This is a genomic window from Nitratireductor sp. B36 (assembly GCF_020833685.1).
Classification (GTDB): domain Bacteria; phylum Pseudomonadota; class Alphaproteobacteria; order Rhizobiales; family Rhizobiaceae; genus Nitratireductor.
This window is the reverse complement of sequence record NZ_JACKZY010000005.1, coordinates 192,067-205,494: the sequence shown is the minus strand read 5'-3', so window position 1 is coordinate 205,494 and position 13,428 is coordinate 192,067. Positions and strand designations below refer to the sequence as shown.

General features: G+C 64.4%; 14 protein-coding genes and 2 riboswitches. Of the genes, 5 read left to right on the top strand and 9 right to left on the bottom strand.

Annotated features, from left to right (window positions below; translation table 11 throughout):
• Window positions 1-6: 6 nt before the first annotated feature.
• From H7H48_RS19545 to H7H48_RS19530, 4 genes are read right to left on the bottom strand one after another with little or no spacing between them, the layout of a single operon-like run.
• A complete protein-coding gene (locus H7H48_RS19545) occupies window positions 7-1,515 on the bottom strand; it encodes a tripartite tricarboxylate transporter permease (protein ID WP_229450820.1) in 1,509 nt (502 codons plus the stop codon).
• Window positions 1,516-1,519: 4 nt separating this feature from the next.
• Complete coding sequence (locus H7H48_RS19540; protein WP_025031717.1) at window positions 1,520-1,951, bottom strand: tripartite tricarboxylate transporter TctB family protein; 432 nt, start codon at window positions 1,949-1,951, stop codon at window positions 1,520-1,522.
• The gene (locus H7H48_RS19535; protein ID WP_229450819.1) at window positions 1,948-2,916 is read right to left on the bottom strand and encodes a tripartite tricarboxylate transporter substrate binding protein; all 969 of its coding nucleotides are present in this window, start codon (window positions 2,914-2,916) and stop codon (window positions 1,948-1,950) included. Before H7H48_RS19535 ends, H7H48_RS19540 begins: the two co-directional genes overlap by 4 nt.
• 59 nt (window positions 2,917-2,975) lie before the next feature.
• On the bottom strand, window positions 2,976-3,668 hold the full coding sequence (locus H7H48_RS19530; protein WP_229450818.1) for a GntR family transcriptional regulator: 693 nt from the start codon (window positions 3,666-3,668) through the stop codon (window positions 2,976-2,978).
• A gap of 149 nt (window positions 3,669-3,817) precedes the next feature.
• On the opposite strand from H7H48_RS19530, the gene H7H48_RS19525 reads away from it, so the two are divergent.
• The 3 genes from H7H48_RS19525 to H7H48_RS19515 all read left to right on the top strand — a co-directional run bounded on the left by H7H48_RS19525 (window position 3,818) and on the right by H7H48_RS19515 (window position 7,271).
• Window positions 3,818-4,783 (top strand): hydroxymethylglutaryl-CoA lyase, encoded by a 966-nt coding sequence (locus H7H48_RS19525; RefSeq protein ID WP_229450817.1) that lies wholly within the window; start codon window positions 3,818-3,820, stop codon window positions 4,781-4,783.
• Between the two features lie 4 nt (window positions 4,784-4,787).
• Window positions 4,788-6,020: a CaiB/BaiF CoA-transferase family protein gene (locus H7H48_RS19520; RefSeq protein ID WP_229450816.1), complete on the top strand. Its 1,233-nt coding sequence runs from the start codon at window positions 4,788-4,790 to the stop codon at window positions 6,018-6,020.
• A 246-nt stretch (window positions 6,021-6,266) separates the two neighbouring features.
• Window positions 6,267-7,271, top strand: a complete 1,005-nt coding sequence (locus tag H7H48_RS19515; RefSeq protein WP_229450815.1) for an LLM class flavin-dependent oxidoreductase — start codon at window positions 6,267-6,269, stop codon at window positions 7,269-7,271.
• A gap of 7 nt (window positions 7,272-7,278) precedes the next feature.
• Here H7H48_RS19515 and H7H48_RS19510 read toward each other — a convergent pair whose 3' ends face one another.
• Window positions 7,279-7,785 carry a tyrosine phosphatase family protein gene (locus H7H48_RS19510; RefSeq protein ID WP_229450814.1) on the bottom strand — a complete coding sequence of 169 codons (507 nt, stop codon included), beginning with the start codon at window positions 7,783-7,785 and terminating at the stop codon, window positions 7,279-7,281.
• Window positions 7,786-7,787: 2 nt separating this feature from the next.
• A complete protein-coding gene (gene cobD / locus H7H48_RS19505) occupies window positions 7,788-8,831 on the bottom strand; it encodes a threonine-phosphate decarboxylase CobD (protein WP_229450813.1) in 1,044 nt (347 codons plus the stop codon).
• Between cobD and cbiB the strand changes: the two genes are divergently transcribed.
• On the top strand, window positions 8,824-9,792 hold the full coding sequence (gene cbiB / locus H7H48_RS19500; RefSeq protein ID WP_229450812.1) for an adenosylcobinamide-phosphate synthase CbiB: 969 nt from the start codon (window positions 8,824-8,826) through the stop codon (window positions 9,790-9,792). The two genes, cobD and cbiB, sit on opposite strands and share 8 nt — an antisense overlap.
• A gap of 158 nt (window positions 9,793-9,950) precedes the next feature.
• On the opposite strand, the gene cobO is transcribed toward cbiB, so the two are convergent.
• The 3 genes from cobO to H7H48_RS19485 are packed head-to-tail and all read right to left on the bottom strand — an operon-like array spanning window position 9,951 to window position 11,721.
• The gene (gene cobO, locus H7H48_RS19495) at window positions 9,951-10,565 is read right to left on the bottom strand and encodes a cob(I)yrinic acid a,c-diamide adenosyltransferase (protein WP_229450811.1); all 615 of its coding nucleotides are present in this window, start codon (window positions 10,563-10,565) and stop codon (window positions 9,951-9,953) included.
• A 1-nt stretch (window position 10,566) separates the two neighbouring features.
• Window positions 10,567-11,085 (bottom strand): bifunctional adenosylcobinamide kinase/adenosylcobinamide-phosphate guanylyltransferase, encoded by a 519-nt coding sequence (gene cobU, locus H7H48_RS19490; RefSeq protein ID WP_229450810.1) that lies wholly within the window; start codon window positions 11,083-11,085, stop codon window positions 10,567-10,569.
• 15 nt (window positions 11,086-11,100) lie between these two features.
• The gene (locus H7H48_RS19485; protein ID WP_229450809.1) at window positions 11,101-11,721 is read right to left on the bottom strand and encodes a HupE/UreJ family protein; all 621 of its coding nucleotides are present in this window, start codon (window positions 11,719-11,721) and stop codon (window positions 11,101-11,103) included.
• Between the two features lie 34 nt (window positions 11,722-11,755).
• Window positions 11,756-11,955, bottom strand: a riboswitch (cobalamin riboswitch).
• 60 nt (window positions 11,956-12,015) lie between these two features.
• Window positions 12,016-12,218, top strand: a riboswitch (cobalamin riboswitch).
• A 172-nt stretch (window positions 12,219-12,390) separates the two neighbouring features.
• On the opposite strand from H7H48_RS19485, the gene cobW reads away from it, so the two are divergent.
• Window positions 12,391-13,428 (top strand): cobalamin biosynthesis protein CobW, encoded by a 1,038-nt coding sequence (gene cobW, locus H7H48_RS19480; RefSeq protein WP_229450808.1) that lies wholly within the window; start codon window positions 12,391-12,393, stop codon window positions 13,426-13,428.

Below are 13,428 nucleotides of genomic sequence, written 5' to 3'. Positions count from 1 at the left end.
GAGGTCTCACCCCGCCGTTGCGCGGGCCCTTCTGCGTGAGCGGAAGGCGAGCAGGAAGGCGAGGCCGAGCATGGTCGCGGTGATGGCGTAGAGCGTCAGCGCGATGGGGCTGGAAAACAGGATCTGGAAATCGCCGTTCGAGATGGAAAGCGCGCGGCGCAGATTGTTTTCCATGTCCGCACCCAGAAGCAGGCCCAGAATGACCGGCACCAGGGAAATGCCCAGCATGCGCAGGATGTAGCCCATCACGCCGAACCCGACCATGACGAACAGGTCGAAGGTAGAGTGGCTGATCGAGTAGACACCGAGAAAGCTGACCATCACGACGAAGGGCATCAGCACCCATTGCGGCATGGAGAGCATGCGCGTGAACAGGCCGATCATCGGAATGTTCATGATGAGCAGCGCTATGTTGGCGATATAGAGCGCGGCAATCAGGCCCCAGACGAGGTCCGGCTGCCGGTCGAAGAGCAATGGGCCGGGCTGGATGTTGAGCGAGATGAGCAGCGCCAGCATGACAGCCGTGGTGCCGCTGCCCGGCACGCCGAGCGTGAGCATGGGGATCAACGCGCCGCCGGATGCCGCGTTGTTGCCGGCTTCGGGGGCCGCGATGCCGCGCGGGTCACCCTCGCCAAATCTGCCGTCCTTCGCGCTCCAGCGCTGTTCGGCGATGTAGGACATGAACGCGCCGAGCGAGGCCCCTGCCCCCGGCAGAATGCCGCAGACAAAGCCGATGACCGAGCCGCGCAGATTGGCCCAACCGCCGGCCATCATGTCCTTGAAACGCGGCAATGCGCGGCCGAGCGGAACCATTTTCTCCTGCCCTTGATGCACCCGCTCCAGATAGACCAGCACTTCGGAAATGGCGAACAGACCGACAATGGCAACGATGGGGTCGAACCCGTCATAGAGATGGAAGGAGCCGGCCGTGTAGCGCGCCGTGCCGGTGGCGGGGTCGAGCCCGACCGAGGCGATCATCAAACCGATGAAGGCGGCAAGCAGCGTCTTGAACGGGTTGACCGAGGTGATGCCGCCGATTGTCGCAAAGGCCATGACATAGAGCGCGAAATAATCCGCTGGGCCGAAATAGATGGCGGCCTTGGCCAGAAGCGGCGCGAAAAGCGTGAGGCCGATCGTGGCGAAGGTCGCACCGATAAAGGAGGCGACAGCCGAGATGGCAAGCGCCTCCGATGCCTTGCCGGCGCGCGCCATGGGGTAGCCGTCAAGCGTCGTCATGATGGCCGGCTCGTCGCCGGGAATGTTGAGCATGATCGAGGAGATGCGCCCGCCATACATGCAGCCATAATAGATGCATGACAGCATGATCAGCGCGGAGGTGGGCTCCAGCCCGAGCGAGAAGGCGAGCGGGATGAGGATGGCGACGCCGTTCACGGGGCCAAGCCCCGGCAGCGCGCCGATCAGCGTTCCCGCGAAGCAGCCGAACAGCGCCAGAGCCAGATTGGTCGGCGTGATCGCGACTGCAAATCCCTGCGCAAGGGCGGAGAGCATGTCCATGAAATCAGCTCACGAATTCTGGGAGAAGCGGCAGCGGAAGACCGAGCAGCTTGTCGAAGGCAAGAAACAGGAACGCGCTCATGATCGCCGCCGAGGCGATGGATTTCGGCCATGAGCTGCGCAGGATGCGCCCCAAAAGCGCGACAGCGATGAAGGTGGCGAGCGGAAAGCCCAGCACCTCCAGAAAGCCCGCATAGGCAAGCAGAAGCGAGACCGCCCCCACCTGCAACAGAAGCGGCTTGCCCGTGACCCAGGCCGGCTCCTCATCCGGGCGGATGATCATCGTCAGGCTGAGGATCGCGGCGGGCACGGACAGCATGATGGGAAAGGCCGCGGGGCCAAGAGGGTCGCCGAAGCTCGCCTCATAGTCTCCCGCGGTCACGCCGTACCAGATCGAAATGGCCAGAAGAAAAAGGCCGACGATCCTGTCTGTCACTTGATGACTCCGATCTCCTGGGAAATCTTGCGCATCTGTTCGGACTGGTCCTTCACATAGGCCTCGAACTCCGCGCCGCCGCGCCACACCGGCACGAGGCCGTTGCCCTTGGCGGTCTCTTTCCAGTCGTCCGTGTCATAGAGTTTCTGCAGGCGCTCGACCCAGGCATTGTAGCCTTCGTCGGAGACCTCGCCGCCCGTGTAGAAACCGCGCCAGTTGTAGCCGGTCACATCGAGACCCTGCTCCTTTGCGGTGGGCGAATCCGGGAAGGCGGGAATGCGCTCGTCGGAGAGGGCTGCCAGAATGCGGATGTCGCCCGATTCCACGAAGCCGGCGATTTCGCCCAGATCGGTGGAGACCGCCTGAACCTGCCCGCCGATCATCTGCGTGACGGCGGGGCCGCCGCCATCGAACTGCACCCAGCGGATCTGCTTGTATTCATCGCCCGAGAGGCCGGCGGCCTGCGCCAGCATGAGGAGGCGGATATGATCCCAGCCGCCAGCGCCGGAAGAGCCGGCGACAGCAAGTGCGCTTGGGTCTTCCTTGAGCGCGGCCACCAGATCGTCGAGCGTCTTGAAGTCCGAATCCTTCGGCACGACGATCACGCCGACATCGGTGCCCAGCATGGCCACCCAGCGCATCACCGACGTGTCGGCCGGATATTTACCCTGCGCGATCTGCGTGACGCCCACGGTGGAGGTGGCCACCATCAGCTCCGCATCGTCGGCGCGCGACGACATGACCTTGGCATAGGCGACCGCGCCCACGCCGCCCGGCATGTTGGTGACCTGAACCGGTGCATCCACCAGCTTCTGGTCGAACAGCATCTTGCCGATGGTACGGCAGGTAAAATCCCAGCCGCCGCCGGGATCGGCAGGTGCGATGCACTCGGCAGCCGTGGCACCAGCCACGGAAAGCGACGTCCACAGGACAGCCGCTCCAAAAAGCTTTGAAAGTTTGCTCATCAAGTCCTCCCTCATTGAAGTCGAAATTCCAGTGTCCGAGACCGGATTGGCGTCCGCCCTCAGCCTCCTTCCACAAACCCGCGCGCGCCGAAAAGGCGGCGCGAATCCTCCAGCGCCTGCAGGATCTGCCCGCGCACGTCGCGTGCATGCCTGCGAATGGCGGCGGCGGCCTCCTCGGTTTTCCGCTGCCGGACAAGCGCTATGATTTCATTGTGCTCGCGGTGGGCGATGGCGCGCGCCTCCGGCGAGCTGGCCACCAGCCAGCGGGCGCGGATCGTGCGGTTGACCGCATCCTGCACCGCATCGCGCAGGAAGCGATTGCCAGAAAGGGCTGCAAGCTGCACATGCACGTCGAGCCCCGCCTCGAACCAGTCGTCGGGCGTGAAGTCGCTCAGGCCTTCGTCCACCGTGCGCAGGATGGCGTCCAGCTCCTCAGGCCTTGCCCGTTCGCAGGCAAGACGAATCGCCGCGTCCTCGACGATTTCGCGATATTCGAAGATTTCCTCAAGCTGCTGCAGGTCGAAGGGCGCGATGGCATAGCCCCGCTCGGCCTTCACGACGAGCCCTTCACGGATCAGCTCGGCCAGAGCCTGCCGGATGGGCGTGCGCGAAACGCCATAGGTGGTTTCCAGCGATCGTTCGGACACGACCTCGCCCGGCGCAAGCTTGAGCGACAGCACATCGCCGCGAATGCGCGAAAGCACGCGTTCGCCGAGCGGCTGTTCGGTCATGTCTTTTGCAGCCTCACCCATGATGGACGGGCACTCCTCCCTGCATGTGCGGCGGTCCGGACAAGCCTCCCTGCCCTCCGGTCTGCCATTTTTGGAACGGGCATTGACCGCTCTTTGCAAGACGGTATACCAATCCGGTCTACCGATGCAATCAGGTGGGAGGAAAAATCGTGACAGCACCAGCCGGCCACCTTGTGGAAGGGTTCCCCGAGCGCGTCAGCGTCGTCGAAGTGGGACCGCGCGACGGATTGCAGTCGGAGCCGCAATTCGTGCCGACGGAGAGAAAGATCGCGCTCGTCAACGGGCTGATCGATGCCGGCATCCGCCATCTGGAGGTCACGTCCTTCGTCTCGCCACGCGCTGTGCCGCAGATGCGGGATGCGGCAGAGGTTCTGGCCGGCATCGACCGCTCGAAGGGCGCGGTGCTGACCGCGCTGGTGCCCAATGCGCGCGGCGCCGATCGCGCGGCCGAGGCGGGTGTCGATGCCATGGTCGTTTTCATGTCGGCCTCGGAGAGCCACAATCTGAAGAATGTGAACCGCACCCGCGCCCAGTCTCTTGAAGGGTTCGCCGACATCGTGCGCATTGCAGGCGATGCGGACGTTCCGGTCTATGGGGCGATTGCCACATCCTTTGGCTGTCCCTTCGAGGGCGAAGTGCCGGTCTCTTCCGTGGTGGAGATCGCCCGCGCCTATCGCGACATGGGCATCACCACGCTTTCGCTGGGCGACACGACGGGCATGGCGACGCCGCCCGTGGTGCAGGAGCGCTGCCGCGCGCTGAGAAAGGCGGTGCCGGAAGCCGACATCGCGCTTCATTTCCACAATACGCGCGGCGTGGGGCTTGCCTGTGTCTATGCCGGGCTGCTCGAGGGCGTTACCCGCTACGAGGCGAGCATTGGCGGCCTTGGCGGCTGCCCCTTCGTGCCGCGCGCCACCGGCAATATCTGCACCGAGGATCTTGTCTACATGCTGAGCGAATGCGGGGTGGAAACCGGTGTCGATCTCGAAAAACTGATCGGTGTCGCGCAGGAAGCCGAAGCGATCATCGGGCGCACGCTTCCCGGACAGGTGATGAAGGCGGGCCCGCGGCTCCAGACCGCCAGCATGGACAGCGTTGCGACCGCCAATGGCTGAGAACATGACCGAGAAAAAAGCGCCGCTTGAGGGCATTCGGGTCATTGATCTGACGCGGGTTCTCTCCGGCCCGTTCTGCACTATGATGCTGGGCGACATGGGGGCGGAGGTGATCAAGGTCGAACCCGCCAAGGGCGACCCGATCCGCGAACAGGGCACGCTGCGCGACGGGTTCTCCGCCTATTATGCAAGCTTCAACCGCAACAAGAAATCGGTCGTCATCGATCTCTATAGCGCGCGCGGCCGCGCGGTGCTGGAGCGGCTGATCGCGGATGCCGACGTCCTCATCGACAATTTTCGCCCCGGCGTCATGGCGAAGATGGGTTTTGGCGAGGCACGGCTGAAGGCGCTCAATCCCAGGCTGGTGACCGCCAATGTGAATGGCTATGGCTCGACCGGCCCCTATGTGGACCGCCCGGCCTTCGATTTCATCGCTCAGGCGATGAGCGGTCTCATGGGCGTGAACGGCGCGGAAGGCGAAGAGCCGATGCGCGTCGCGCAGCCGATCACCGATCTGGTGGCCGGCCTCTACTGTGCATTCGGCATTGTGAGCGCGCTGCGCGCGCGCGATCTCAATGGAACGGGACAGCATGTGGAAAGCGCCATGATGAATGGCGCGATCAGCATGATGGCCTATCTGGCGTCGGAGTATTTCACCACCGGAGAACTGCCTGCCCGCACCGGCAATGACCACCCGCTGGTCGCCCCTTATGGCCTCTTCAGGGCGCGGGATGGCGAGATTGCCGTCGCGCCCTCCAATGACGTGATCCTGAAGCGGTTTCTCGATGTGCTGGAGCTCGGTCACCTGATGGAGGATCCGCGCTACGACACGAACGACAAGCGCTTTGCCCGCCGCCCCGAACTCAACGAGATGATCAATCAGGCTGTCGGTCGGGACACGCAGGAGGCTTGGATTGCGCGGCTCAACGCCGCCGGCGTGCCCTGCGGCAAGGTGCAGAATCTGGCCGAGGCCTTGAACGACCCGCAGACGCAGGCGCAGGAAATGGTGATCGAGGTCGACCAGCCGAACCACGGGCCGATCCGCATGCTGGGCTTTCCGGTGAAGCTGAGCGACACGCCCTGCCGCCTGCGCCATCCCGCGCCCGAGCTGGGGGCGGACACGAGGGCGGTTCTGGAAGCGAGCGGCTTCGAGGCTGACGAGATTGAAGCGCTGGCAAAGGAAGGCGCCATCGGGGGGAATTGGATCACGGTGCGTGGTTCGACAAGCTCACCATGAGGGCCGGGGTTGGCGAATGAAAACGTTGCACCGTCTCCGCCCAGGGCTCATTGCCGGGCAAAACTTTCCTCATGGTGAGCTTGTCGAACCACGCACGGCGATAATGCAGTGGAGCATCGAAACAATCTGAAGACTGGATGCCAGCGTTCTGCCCATGACGGCAGGGGCCATTGAAAACGCCACCCTTGGATCGGCGCAAATTGCCCCCATATGCGGGAGAGTGTCCTTCCTCCCCGGAGTTCTCCCATGATCCCCTTTTCCGTTCTCGACCTGGCGCCTGTCCCTGACGGTTCGAGCGTTGCCGATGCGCTGAACAACACGCTCGATCTTGCCCGCCATGCCGAGAGCTGGGGCTATCGCCGTTTCTGGCTGGCCGAACATCACAACATGGCGGGCATCGCCAGTGCGGCAACCTCGGTCCTGATCGGGCAGGTGGCCGCCGCCACGAAGACGATCCGCGTCGGTGCAGGCGGTGTGATGCTGCCCAACCACGCCCCACTGATCATCGCCGAGCAGTTCGGCACGCTGGCCACGCTTTATCCGGACCGCATCGATCTGGGGCTTGGCCGCGCGCCGGGCACCGACATGGCCACGGCCCGCGCCCTGCGGCGCGGGCTCGACGATGGCGAGGGTTTTCCGCGTGATGTGATGGAGTTGATCGCCTATCTGGGTGACGATGAGCCCGGTCAGAAGGTACGCGCCATCCCCGGGCGCGGCACGCATGTGCCGGTCTGGATCCTCGGATCGAGCCTTTATGGCGCGCAGCTCGCCGCGCATCTGGGCTTGCCCTATGCCTTCGCCTCGCACTTCGCGCCGGCCGCGCTGGAACAGGCGATCGAGGTCTACCGGCAGACATTCCGGCCCTCTGAACATCTTCAAAAGCCGCATTTCATGATGGCGCTCAACGTGTTTGCCGCCGATACGGACGCGGAGGGGCAGTTGCTCAAAACATCCATGCAGCAGGCCTTTGCCAATCTGCGCACCGGGCGACCGGGGCCCCTGCCCCGCCCGGTGGAAAATGTGGTCGAAACCTTCGACCCCGCCATCGCCGCCGGCGTGGCGCAGGCGCTGGCCTGCACCGCGGCGGGAAGCCCCGAAACGGTGCGGGAATCGCTTCAAGGGTTCATTTCCCGCTACGGGCCGGACGAAATCATCATTACCGGCCAGATTCACGACCACGCGGCGCGGCTGAAATCCTTTCGGATCGCGGCGGAGGTCATGTCCGAGCGCGCGGCAGCCCCGTCCTCATGAGAAGCTTTCAACGGGCGGGATAGTGGAACGGCTCGCCTGCAAAAGCGTCCCTTCCCCGGCCGATCTCATGGATCGCGCGGATCATGCGCCCTTCGCGCGCTAGCAGCCGGTCGCCCAGCGCGACAAGGCGGCGGTTTGGCGTGGCGCTCGGGGCGCGCTCGCGCAGCATTCTGGCCAGCGCGAATTCGTCCATCTCGCGCGCGAAAAAACTGGCGATGACATAGGCCGCTGCCGTGGAGCGGCTGATGCCCGCATGGCAATGCACCACCATTGGCGAGCGCCAGTCCCAGTCACGCGCGAAATCGAGCATTGCTTCGATCTGATCATAGGCCGGGGCGATCAGCCCCGGGCGCAAATCCGTGATGTCGTGCATAGCCAGATGGAGACGTTTCGGCACCGTATCGATCTGGCGAAGAGTGGGTGGTTCGCTGCTGGAGGTCAGAGAGATCATGTGCCGCGCGCCGGTCGCTTGCAGCATGCGTTCCAGATGCGATGCGGGGCAGATATAGAGCATTATCAGCCGCGCCCGGCCCAGTTTGCAAGCGCCCGGCCAAGGCGCTCGAAACCCTCTTCATCTCGCGGCAGGCCGATGCGCAGGCAATCGGAACGCTCCTTGAACCGCCGAACGAGAATGCCCTTGCGGCCCAGATGATCGAAGAGCTCTGCCGCACGCTTATGGCGCAGGAAACGGAAGAGATCGGTGCCGGTCTCGATCGACAGGCCCGCCTCGTCGAATAGCGCATCAAGCCTGATGCGCGCCGTGATCAGATTGTCGCGCATGGCGCTCTGCCAATCGCGGTCGGCAAGCGCCTCAAGCCCGGCATGGAGCGCAGGACCCGCGACGGCCCACGGGCCGAGCCATGCGGAAAGTTTCCGCGCAAGCTCTTCCGAAGCAAGTGCGAAGCCCAGCCGCAGGCCGGCGAGACCGAAAAATTTTCCGAAAGAGCGCAGCACCACGATGTTGCCGGCCTCCACATCGCCGGCGAGGCTTTCCACCCGTGGCCCCACATCCATGAAGGCCTCGTCGACCATCAGAACGCCGCTTTTGCGCCGCAGCTTTTCCGCAAGATCGAGCAATTCACCGCGACTGATCAGCCGCCCGTCGGGATTGTTCGGATTGACCACCACGGCAAGCCGCGCGCCATGAAGCGCATCGAAACGCTCCACCTCTTCGACCGTATGGCCGGCGAGTGCGGCGGCGCGCGCGTGTTCGGCATAGGTCGGGCCCAGAATGCGGGCCGGACCGGGTGCGAGAAGCGAGGCGACCAGCGGCAGGAGAAGCTGGGTTCCCGGCGCGGCGATCACATGGGCAGCAGACGGTGCGCCATAATATGCGGCGGCTCGCTCGGTAAGCGCCGCAATGTCAGCCTCTTCGGGCAGGCGCTCGACGGCGCTGGCAGGCAGGGGCGAAAAAGGATAGGGGTTCGGGTTGATGCCGGTGGACAGATCGAGAAAGGGCGTCGGTGCATCCGGAAAGTGCGCCGAAGCCTGTACGAGACTGCCGCCGTGATCGGTCACCCTGTCCAACGCCCGGTCAGCCAGTCGAGGCCTGATGTCCATTCTGATCGCCCTTTCATCCATGCTGGTGGAACTCGCCATCGGTTACCCCGAGCGGCTCTTTCGCCTGGTCGGCCATCCCGTCACCTGGATCGGCCGTCTTATCGCGCTGGCGGACAAACGATGCAATGTCGAAACCCTTTCGCCCGGCGCGCGCCGCCTGAATGGCGCGCTTTCGCTGGCCGTCATTCTCACGCTCGCGGGTCTCGCCGGCTGGTTGATCCAGACGGCTCTTTCCGGCTGGGCCGGGCTGCTGGTCGCCGCGCTTGTGGGCAGCACGCTCGTCGCCCAGCGGAGCCTCGCCACCCATGTGAAAGCAGTGGCGGACGGGCTGGACGCCGGCGGGCTCGCGGAGGGCCGAAGAGCGGTTTCGCAGATCGTCGGCCGCGATCCCGAAAGCCTCGATGAGGCCGGCGTTTCGCGCGCGGCCATCGAGAGCCTTGCCGAAAATTGCTCCGACGGCGTGGTCGCGCCGGTGTTCTGGATGGCGGTCGGCGGGCTGGCGGGCGGCGCGCTCTACAAGGCCGCGAACACGGCCGATTCCATGATCGGCCACAGAAGCGCGCGGCATCTTCATTTCGGCTGGGCGGCGGCGCGGTTCGACGATCTGATCAACCTGCCCGCTTCGCGCCTGACGGCGTTTCTCTTTATTGCTGCAGCGTTCTTCATGCGCGACGCCTCGGCTGGAGCGGCATGGCGCGCGGTGCGCCGCGATGCGCGCCTTCATCGCTCGCCCAATGCCGGCTGGCCGGAAGCGTCGATGGCGGGCGCGCTGGGCCTCGCCCTTGCCGGCCCGCGCCGCTATGGCGGTGAAATGGTGGAGGATGCCGTGATGGGCGATGGCGGCCGCCGCGCGGCCAATGCCGGCGACATCCGCCGCGCGCTCACGCTCTACCGGATTGCCGATGGCCTGCTGATCGGGCTTGTGGCGGTGGCGGCTGGGCTCTGGCATCTGGTGTTTTGATCTCTTGGCAATGGCGTCGTGCGTGGTTCGACAAGCTCACCATGAGGATGGGTAGAGACCTGCAATCCTGTGCATCAACATGGAGAACAGAGTTGCAGCGCATCCACCTCCCTCATGGTGAGCTTGTCGAACCACGCACCACCTCAAAGCAGGGCGACCTAAAATTCGATGCCCTTCTGCGCTTTCACGCCAGCGGCGAAATGATGCTTCACCTGCCCCATTTCGGTGACGAGATCGGCGGCCTCGGTCAATAACGGTTTTGCGTTGCGGCCGGTCACGACCACATGCAGATCCTCGCGCCGCCCGGTCAGTGCGGTCACCACGCGTTCAAGATCGAGATAGTCGTAGCGCAGGGCGATGTTCAGCTCGTCGAGCACCACCAGACCGATGCTCGGGTCTGCCATCAGCTCCTCGGCCTTTCCCCAGGCACGCTCGGCGGCGGCGATGTCACGCGCCAGATCCTGCGTTTCCCAGGTGAAGCCCTCGCCCATCGTGTGCCAGGAGACCTGATCGCCGAAGGCTGAGAAGGCGTCTTTCTCACCGCAGTGCCAGGCGCCCTTGATGAACTGCACGACACCCACCCGGCGGCCATGGCCCAGCATGCGCAGCGCAAGCCCGAAGGCCGCGGTGGATTTGCCCTTGCCCGGCCCCGTATTGACGATCAGAAGCCCCTTCTCGACCGTCTTGTCGCGCACCTCGGCATCCTGAACCGCCTTGCGTTTGGCCATCTTGGCCTTGTGGCGTTCGGCTTCGTTGGTGTCGATCTCTCGCATGTTACTTCACTTTCATGGGCAGGCCGGCAACCACCAGCGTGACGCTGTCGGCGGCAGCGGCGATCTTCTGGTTCAGGAACCCCGCCTCGTCGCGGAAGCGGCGTGCCAGCACGTTTTCGGGCACGATGCCGAAGCCGACCTCATTGGAAACGAGAACCGTGGTTCCCTCTCTCGCGGCAAGGGCTGCAACCAGTTTCTCGGCGGCAGGCTTTGGATCATGGTCGTTCAGCATGAGATTGCTGAGCCACAGGGTCAGGCAATCGACCAGAACCGTTTCGCGGGCCGGCAATTTTTCAAGCACGCCCGGCAGGTCGAGTGGGGCGTCGTGTGTCTGCCACGCCCCCGCCACCGCCCCCTCGCGCCGGGCGCGGTGCATGGCGATGCGCTCGCGCATCTCGTCATCGAAGGCCTGCGCCGTGGCGATGTAGTGCCAGGGCGCGGGTGCGGCCTCGATCAGCCTCTCGGCATGGCGGCTCTTGCCGGAGCGCGCGCCGCCGAGAACGAAATGAAGCGATCGCATCGCTATTTTGCCGGCTCAGCCGACGAGATGCCCGGCAAGGAAGGTCACGCCAACGCCAAGGATGGCGGCACCGGCAAGCCGGGGCTGCATGGCCTCGATGGCCCAGCCGCGCGACTGGACCAGAAAATATGCGCCGAGCGCGATGGCGCTCTGGATTGCGGCGAGGCCGGCGAGATAGGCGATGAGCGGCGTTTCTTCGCTGCCGACAATGGCCTCGCCGAAGGCATAGCCATGGAACACGCCGACCACCAGAAACAGGGCGAAGACGAGGATGTGATTCTCCACCGCCCGGCCGCGCGCCAGAAGCCAGCCGCCGGCAAGAACGCTTGCCGCAATGATGATTTCCGCCGCCGGCAGATCGAGCAGCATCAGGTGAAGACCGACGCCGATCAGCGAACCGGCGACGAAGAGAAGCGGCGCGAAAAGGCTCATGCCGGCGACAGCGGCAATGAGGCCGGCAGCGACGATGAAGGCCAGATGATCGAGCCCGATCACCGGATGCGCCAGACCCGAGACCAGTCCCTCATAGAGGGTCGTGGGCGTTTCTCCACCCATGGCGTGATGGGCCTCGGCGCTGGTTGCGAAGAGCGATGAAAAAACGAATGCGGAAAAAATGCGTGCGATACGCGTGGTCATGTCCGGTCCTTTCCCCTCCACCCGAGGGATACGGTGTTTCTTTCATGCTGTCGGCAGGTTTCCTGGCTCACGGGTCGAAGCGTTTTCCAGCCTTCCCAAGGCAAAAAGCCTCAGTGGCGATCAGGAAAATGCTCACCGCTTACAGTTGCGGGGGCAGCCATGGCCTTGGCGGTTTAGCGCCGCACCATGTTCCCTCTGGTCCGCTTGCGCGGAACCGACAGCGGCCCGACCATACAGGAACAGCCTCTTCCGGCAAACGCTTTCTTCACGCATTGACAGACGTGCCGGGCGAGCCATAAATGCGAGGCAGACGGTCCTCTTCCCTCAAGGGAGGAGGCTAAGAGGGAATGCGGTGCGGGCCTTGCCCAATGCCGCAGCTGTCCCCGCAACTGTAAGCGGAGAGCGCACCTGACACGCCACTGGGGCAACGCCCTGGGAAGGCTGGAGAGCGCAGCGACCCGTGAGCCAGGAAACCTGCCGTCTGAAAATGAAATCCTGACCGCCTGGCGGGTGTCCCGGGCAAGGAGTGTGCATTGTGACTGCCGACAGCGCCACCGCGCGCGATCTCCCGACCATTCATGGTGTCTCTGCCAGTACGCGGCCGCGAAAGGCCCGTGCGCCCCTCGCCCGCATCCCCGCATTCACCACACTCCGTCTGAAGGATATCCCATGACCACGAGCTTCAATCGTGTGCCCTGCACCGTCGTGACCGGCTTTCTCGGTGCCGGCAAGACAACGCTCATCCGCAATGTGCTGGAAAACACCAAGGGCAAGCGGCTTGCCATCATCGTCAATGAATTCGGCGATGCCGGCGTCGATGGCGAGGTGCTGAAAGGTTGCGGGCTCGACACCTGCCCGGAAGAAAACGTTCTGGAACTGGCCAATGGCTGCATCTGCTGCACCGTGGCCGACGATTTCGTGCCGGCACTTGACCAGATTCTCGCCCGTGAGCCGAAGGTGGATCACATCCTGATCGAGACCTCGGGCCTCGCCCTGCCAAAGCCGCTGGTGCAGGCCTTCCAGTGGCCGGCTATCAAGAATCGCGTCACCGTCGATGGCGTCATCGCCGTGGTGGACGGGCCGGCACTTGCCGACGGTCAGGTAGCGAACGACATGGATGCGCTCGCCGCGCAGCGCGCCGCCGACGAAACGCTCGACCATGACGATCCGGTGGAAGAAGTGTTCGACGATCAGGTGGCCTGCGCCGATCTCATCGTCTTGTCCAAGAGCGACCTTCTGGACGCGGAAGGCAATGAGCGCGCCCGCGCCCGCATCGAGGGCCATCTGTCGCGCAATGTGCAGATCGTGCCGAGCGCCCATGGCAAGGTGGACCCGGCGCTGCTGCTCGGTCTCGGTCTCGCGGTGGAAGACGACATCGAAAACCGCAAGACCCATCACGACGACCCGCACGATCATGAGCATGACGATTTCGATACGTTTGTCGTCGATCTGCCATCGGTCCTGCGGCCTGAAGATCTGGAAGCGCGCGTCAACGCGGCGGTGGAGACCGGCGAGGTTCTGCGCCTCAAGGGCTTTGCGCATGTGAAGGGCAAGCCGATGCGCCTGCAGGTGCAGGCCGTGGGCCCGCGCGTGTCGCACCATTACGACCGCCCGTGGAAGGCCGGCGAAGCCGCCGAGACGCGGCTTGTCGTGATCGGCCTCAAGGGCATCGACCGCGCGCGCATCGAAAGCCTTCTCTCGGCCTGA

Excerpts from the sequence above, each read along its gene's own strand:
- cobO (WP_229450811.1), bottom strand. The coding sequence starts at position 10,565 with ATGCGAGAGATCGACACCAACGAAGCCGAACGCCACAAGGCCAAGATG.
- H7H48_RS19535 (WP_229450819.1), bottom strand. The coding sequence starts at position 2,916 with ATGAGCAAACTTTCAAAGCTTTTTGGAGCGGCTGTCCTGTGGACGTCG.
- H7H48_RS19510 (WP_229450814.1), bottom strand. The coding sequence starts at position 7,785 with ATGCTCTATATCTGCCCCGCATCGCATCTGGAACGCATGCTGCAAGCG.
- cobD (WP_229450813.1), bottom strand. The coding sequence starts at position 8,831 with ATGGACATCAGGCCTCGACTGGCTGACCGGGCGTTGGACAGGGTGACC.
- H7H48_RS19545 (WP_229450820.1), bottom strand. The coding sequence starts at position 1,515 with ATGGACATGCTCTCCGCCCTTGCGCAGGGATTTGCAGTCGCGATCACG.
- H7H48_RS19520 (WP_229450816.1), top strand. The coding sequence starts at position 4,788 with ATGACCGAGAAAAAAGCGCCGCTTGAGGGCATTCGGGTCATTGATCTG.
- H7H48_RS19515 (WP_229450815.1), top strand. The coding sequence starts at position 6,267 with ATGATCCCCTTTTCCGTTCTCGACCTGGCGCCTGTCCCTGACGGTTCG.
- H7H48_RS19485 (WP_229450809.1), bottom strand. The coding sequence starts at position 11,721 with ATGACCACGCGTATCGCACGCATTTTTTCCGCATTCGTTTTTTCATCG.
- cobU (WP_229450810.1), bottom strand. The coding sequence starts at position 11,085 with ATGCGATCGCTTCATTTCGTTCTCGGCGGCGCGCGCTCCGGCAAGAGC.
- H7H48_RS19530 (WP_229450818.1), bottom strand. The coding sequence starts at position 3,668 with ATGGGTGAGGCTGCAAAAGACATGACCGAACAGCCGCTCGGCGAACGC.
- cbiB (WP_229450812.1), top strand. The coding sequence starts at position 8,824 with ATGTCCATTCTGATCGCCCTTTCATCCATGCTGGTGGAACTCGCCATC.
- cobW (WP_229450808.1), top strand. The coding sequence starts at position 12,391 with ATGACCACGAGCTTCAATCGTGTGCCCTGCACCGTCGTGACCGGCTTT.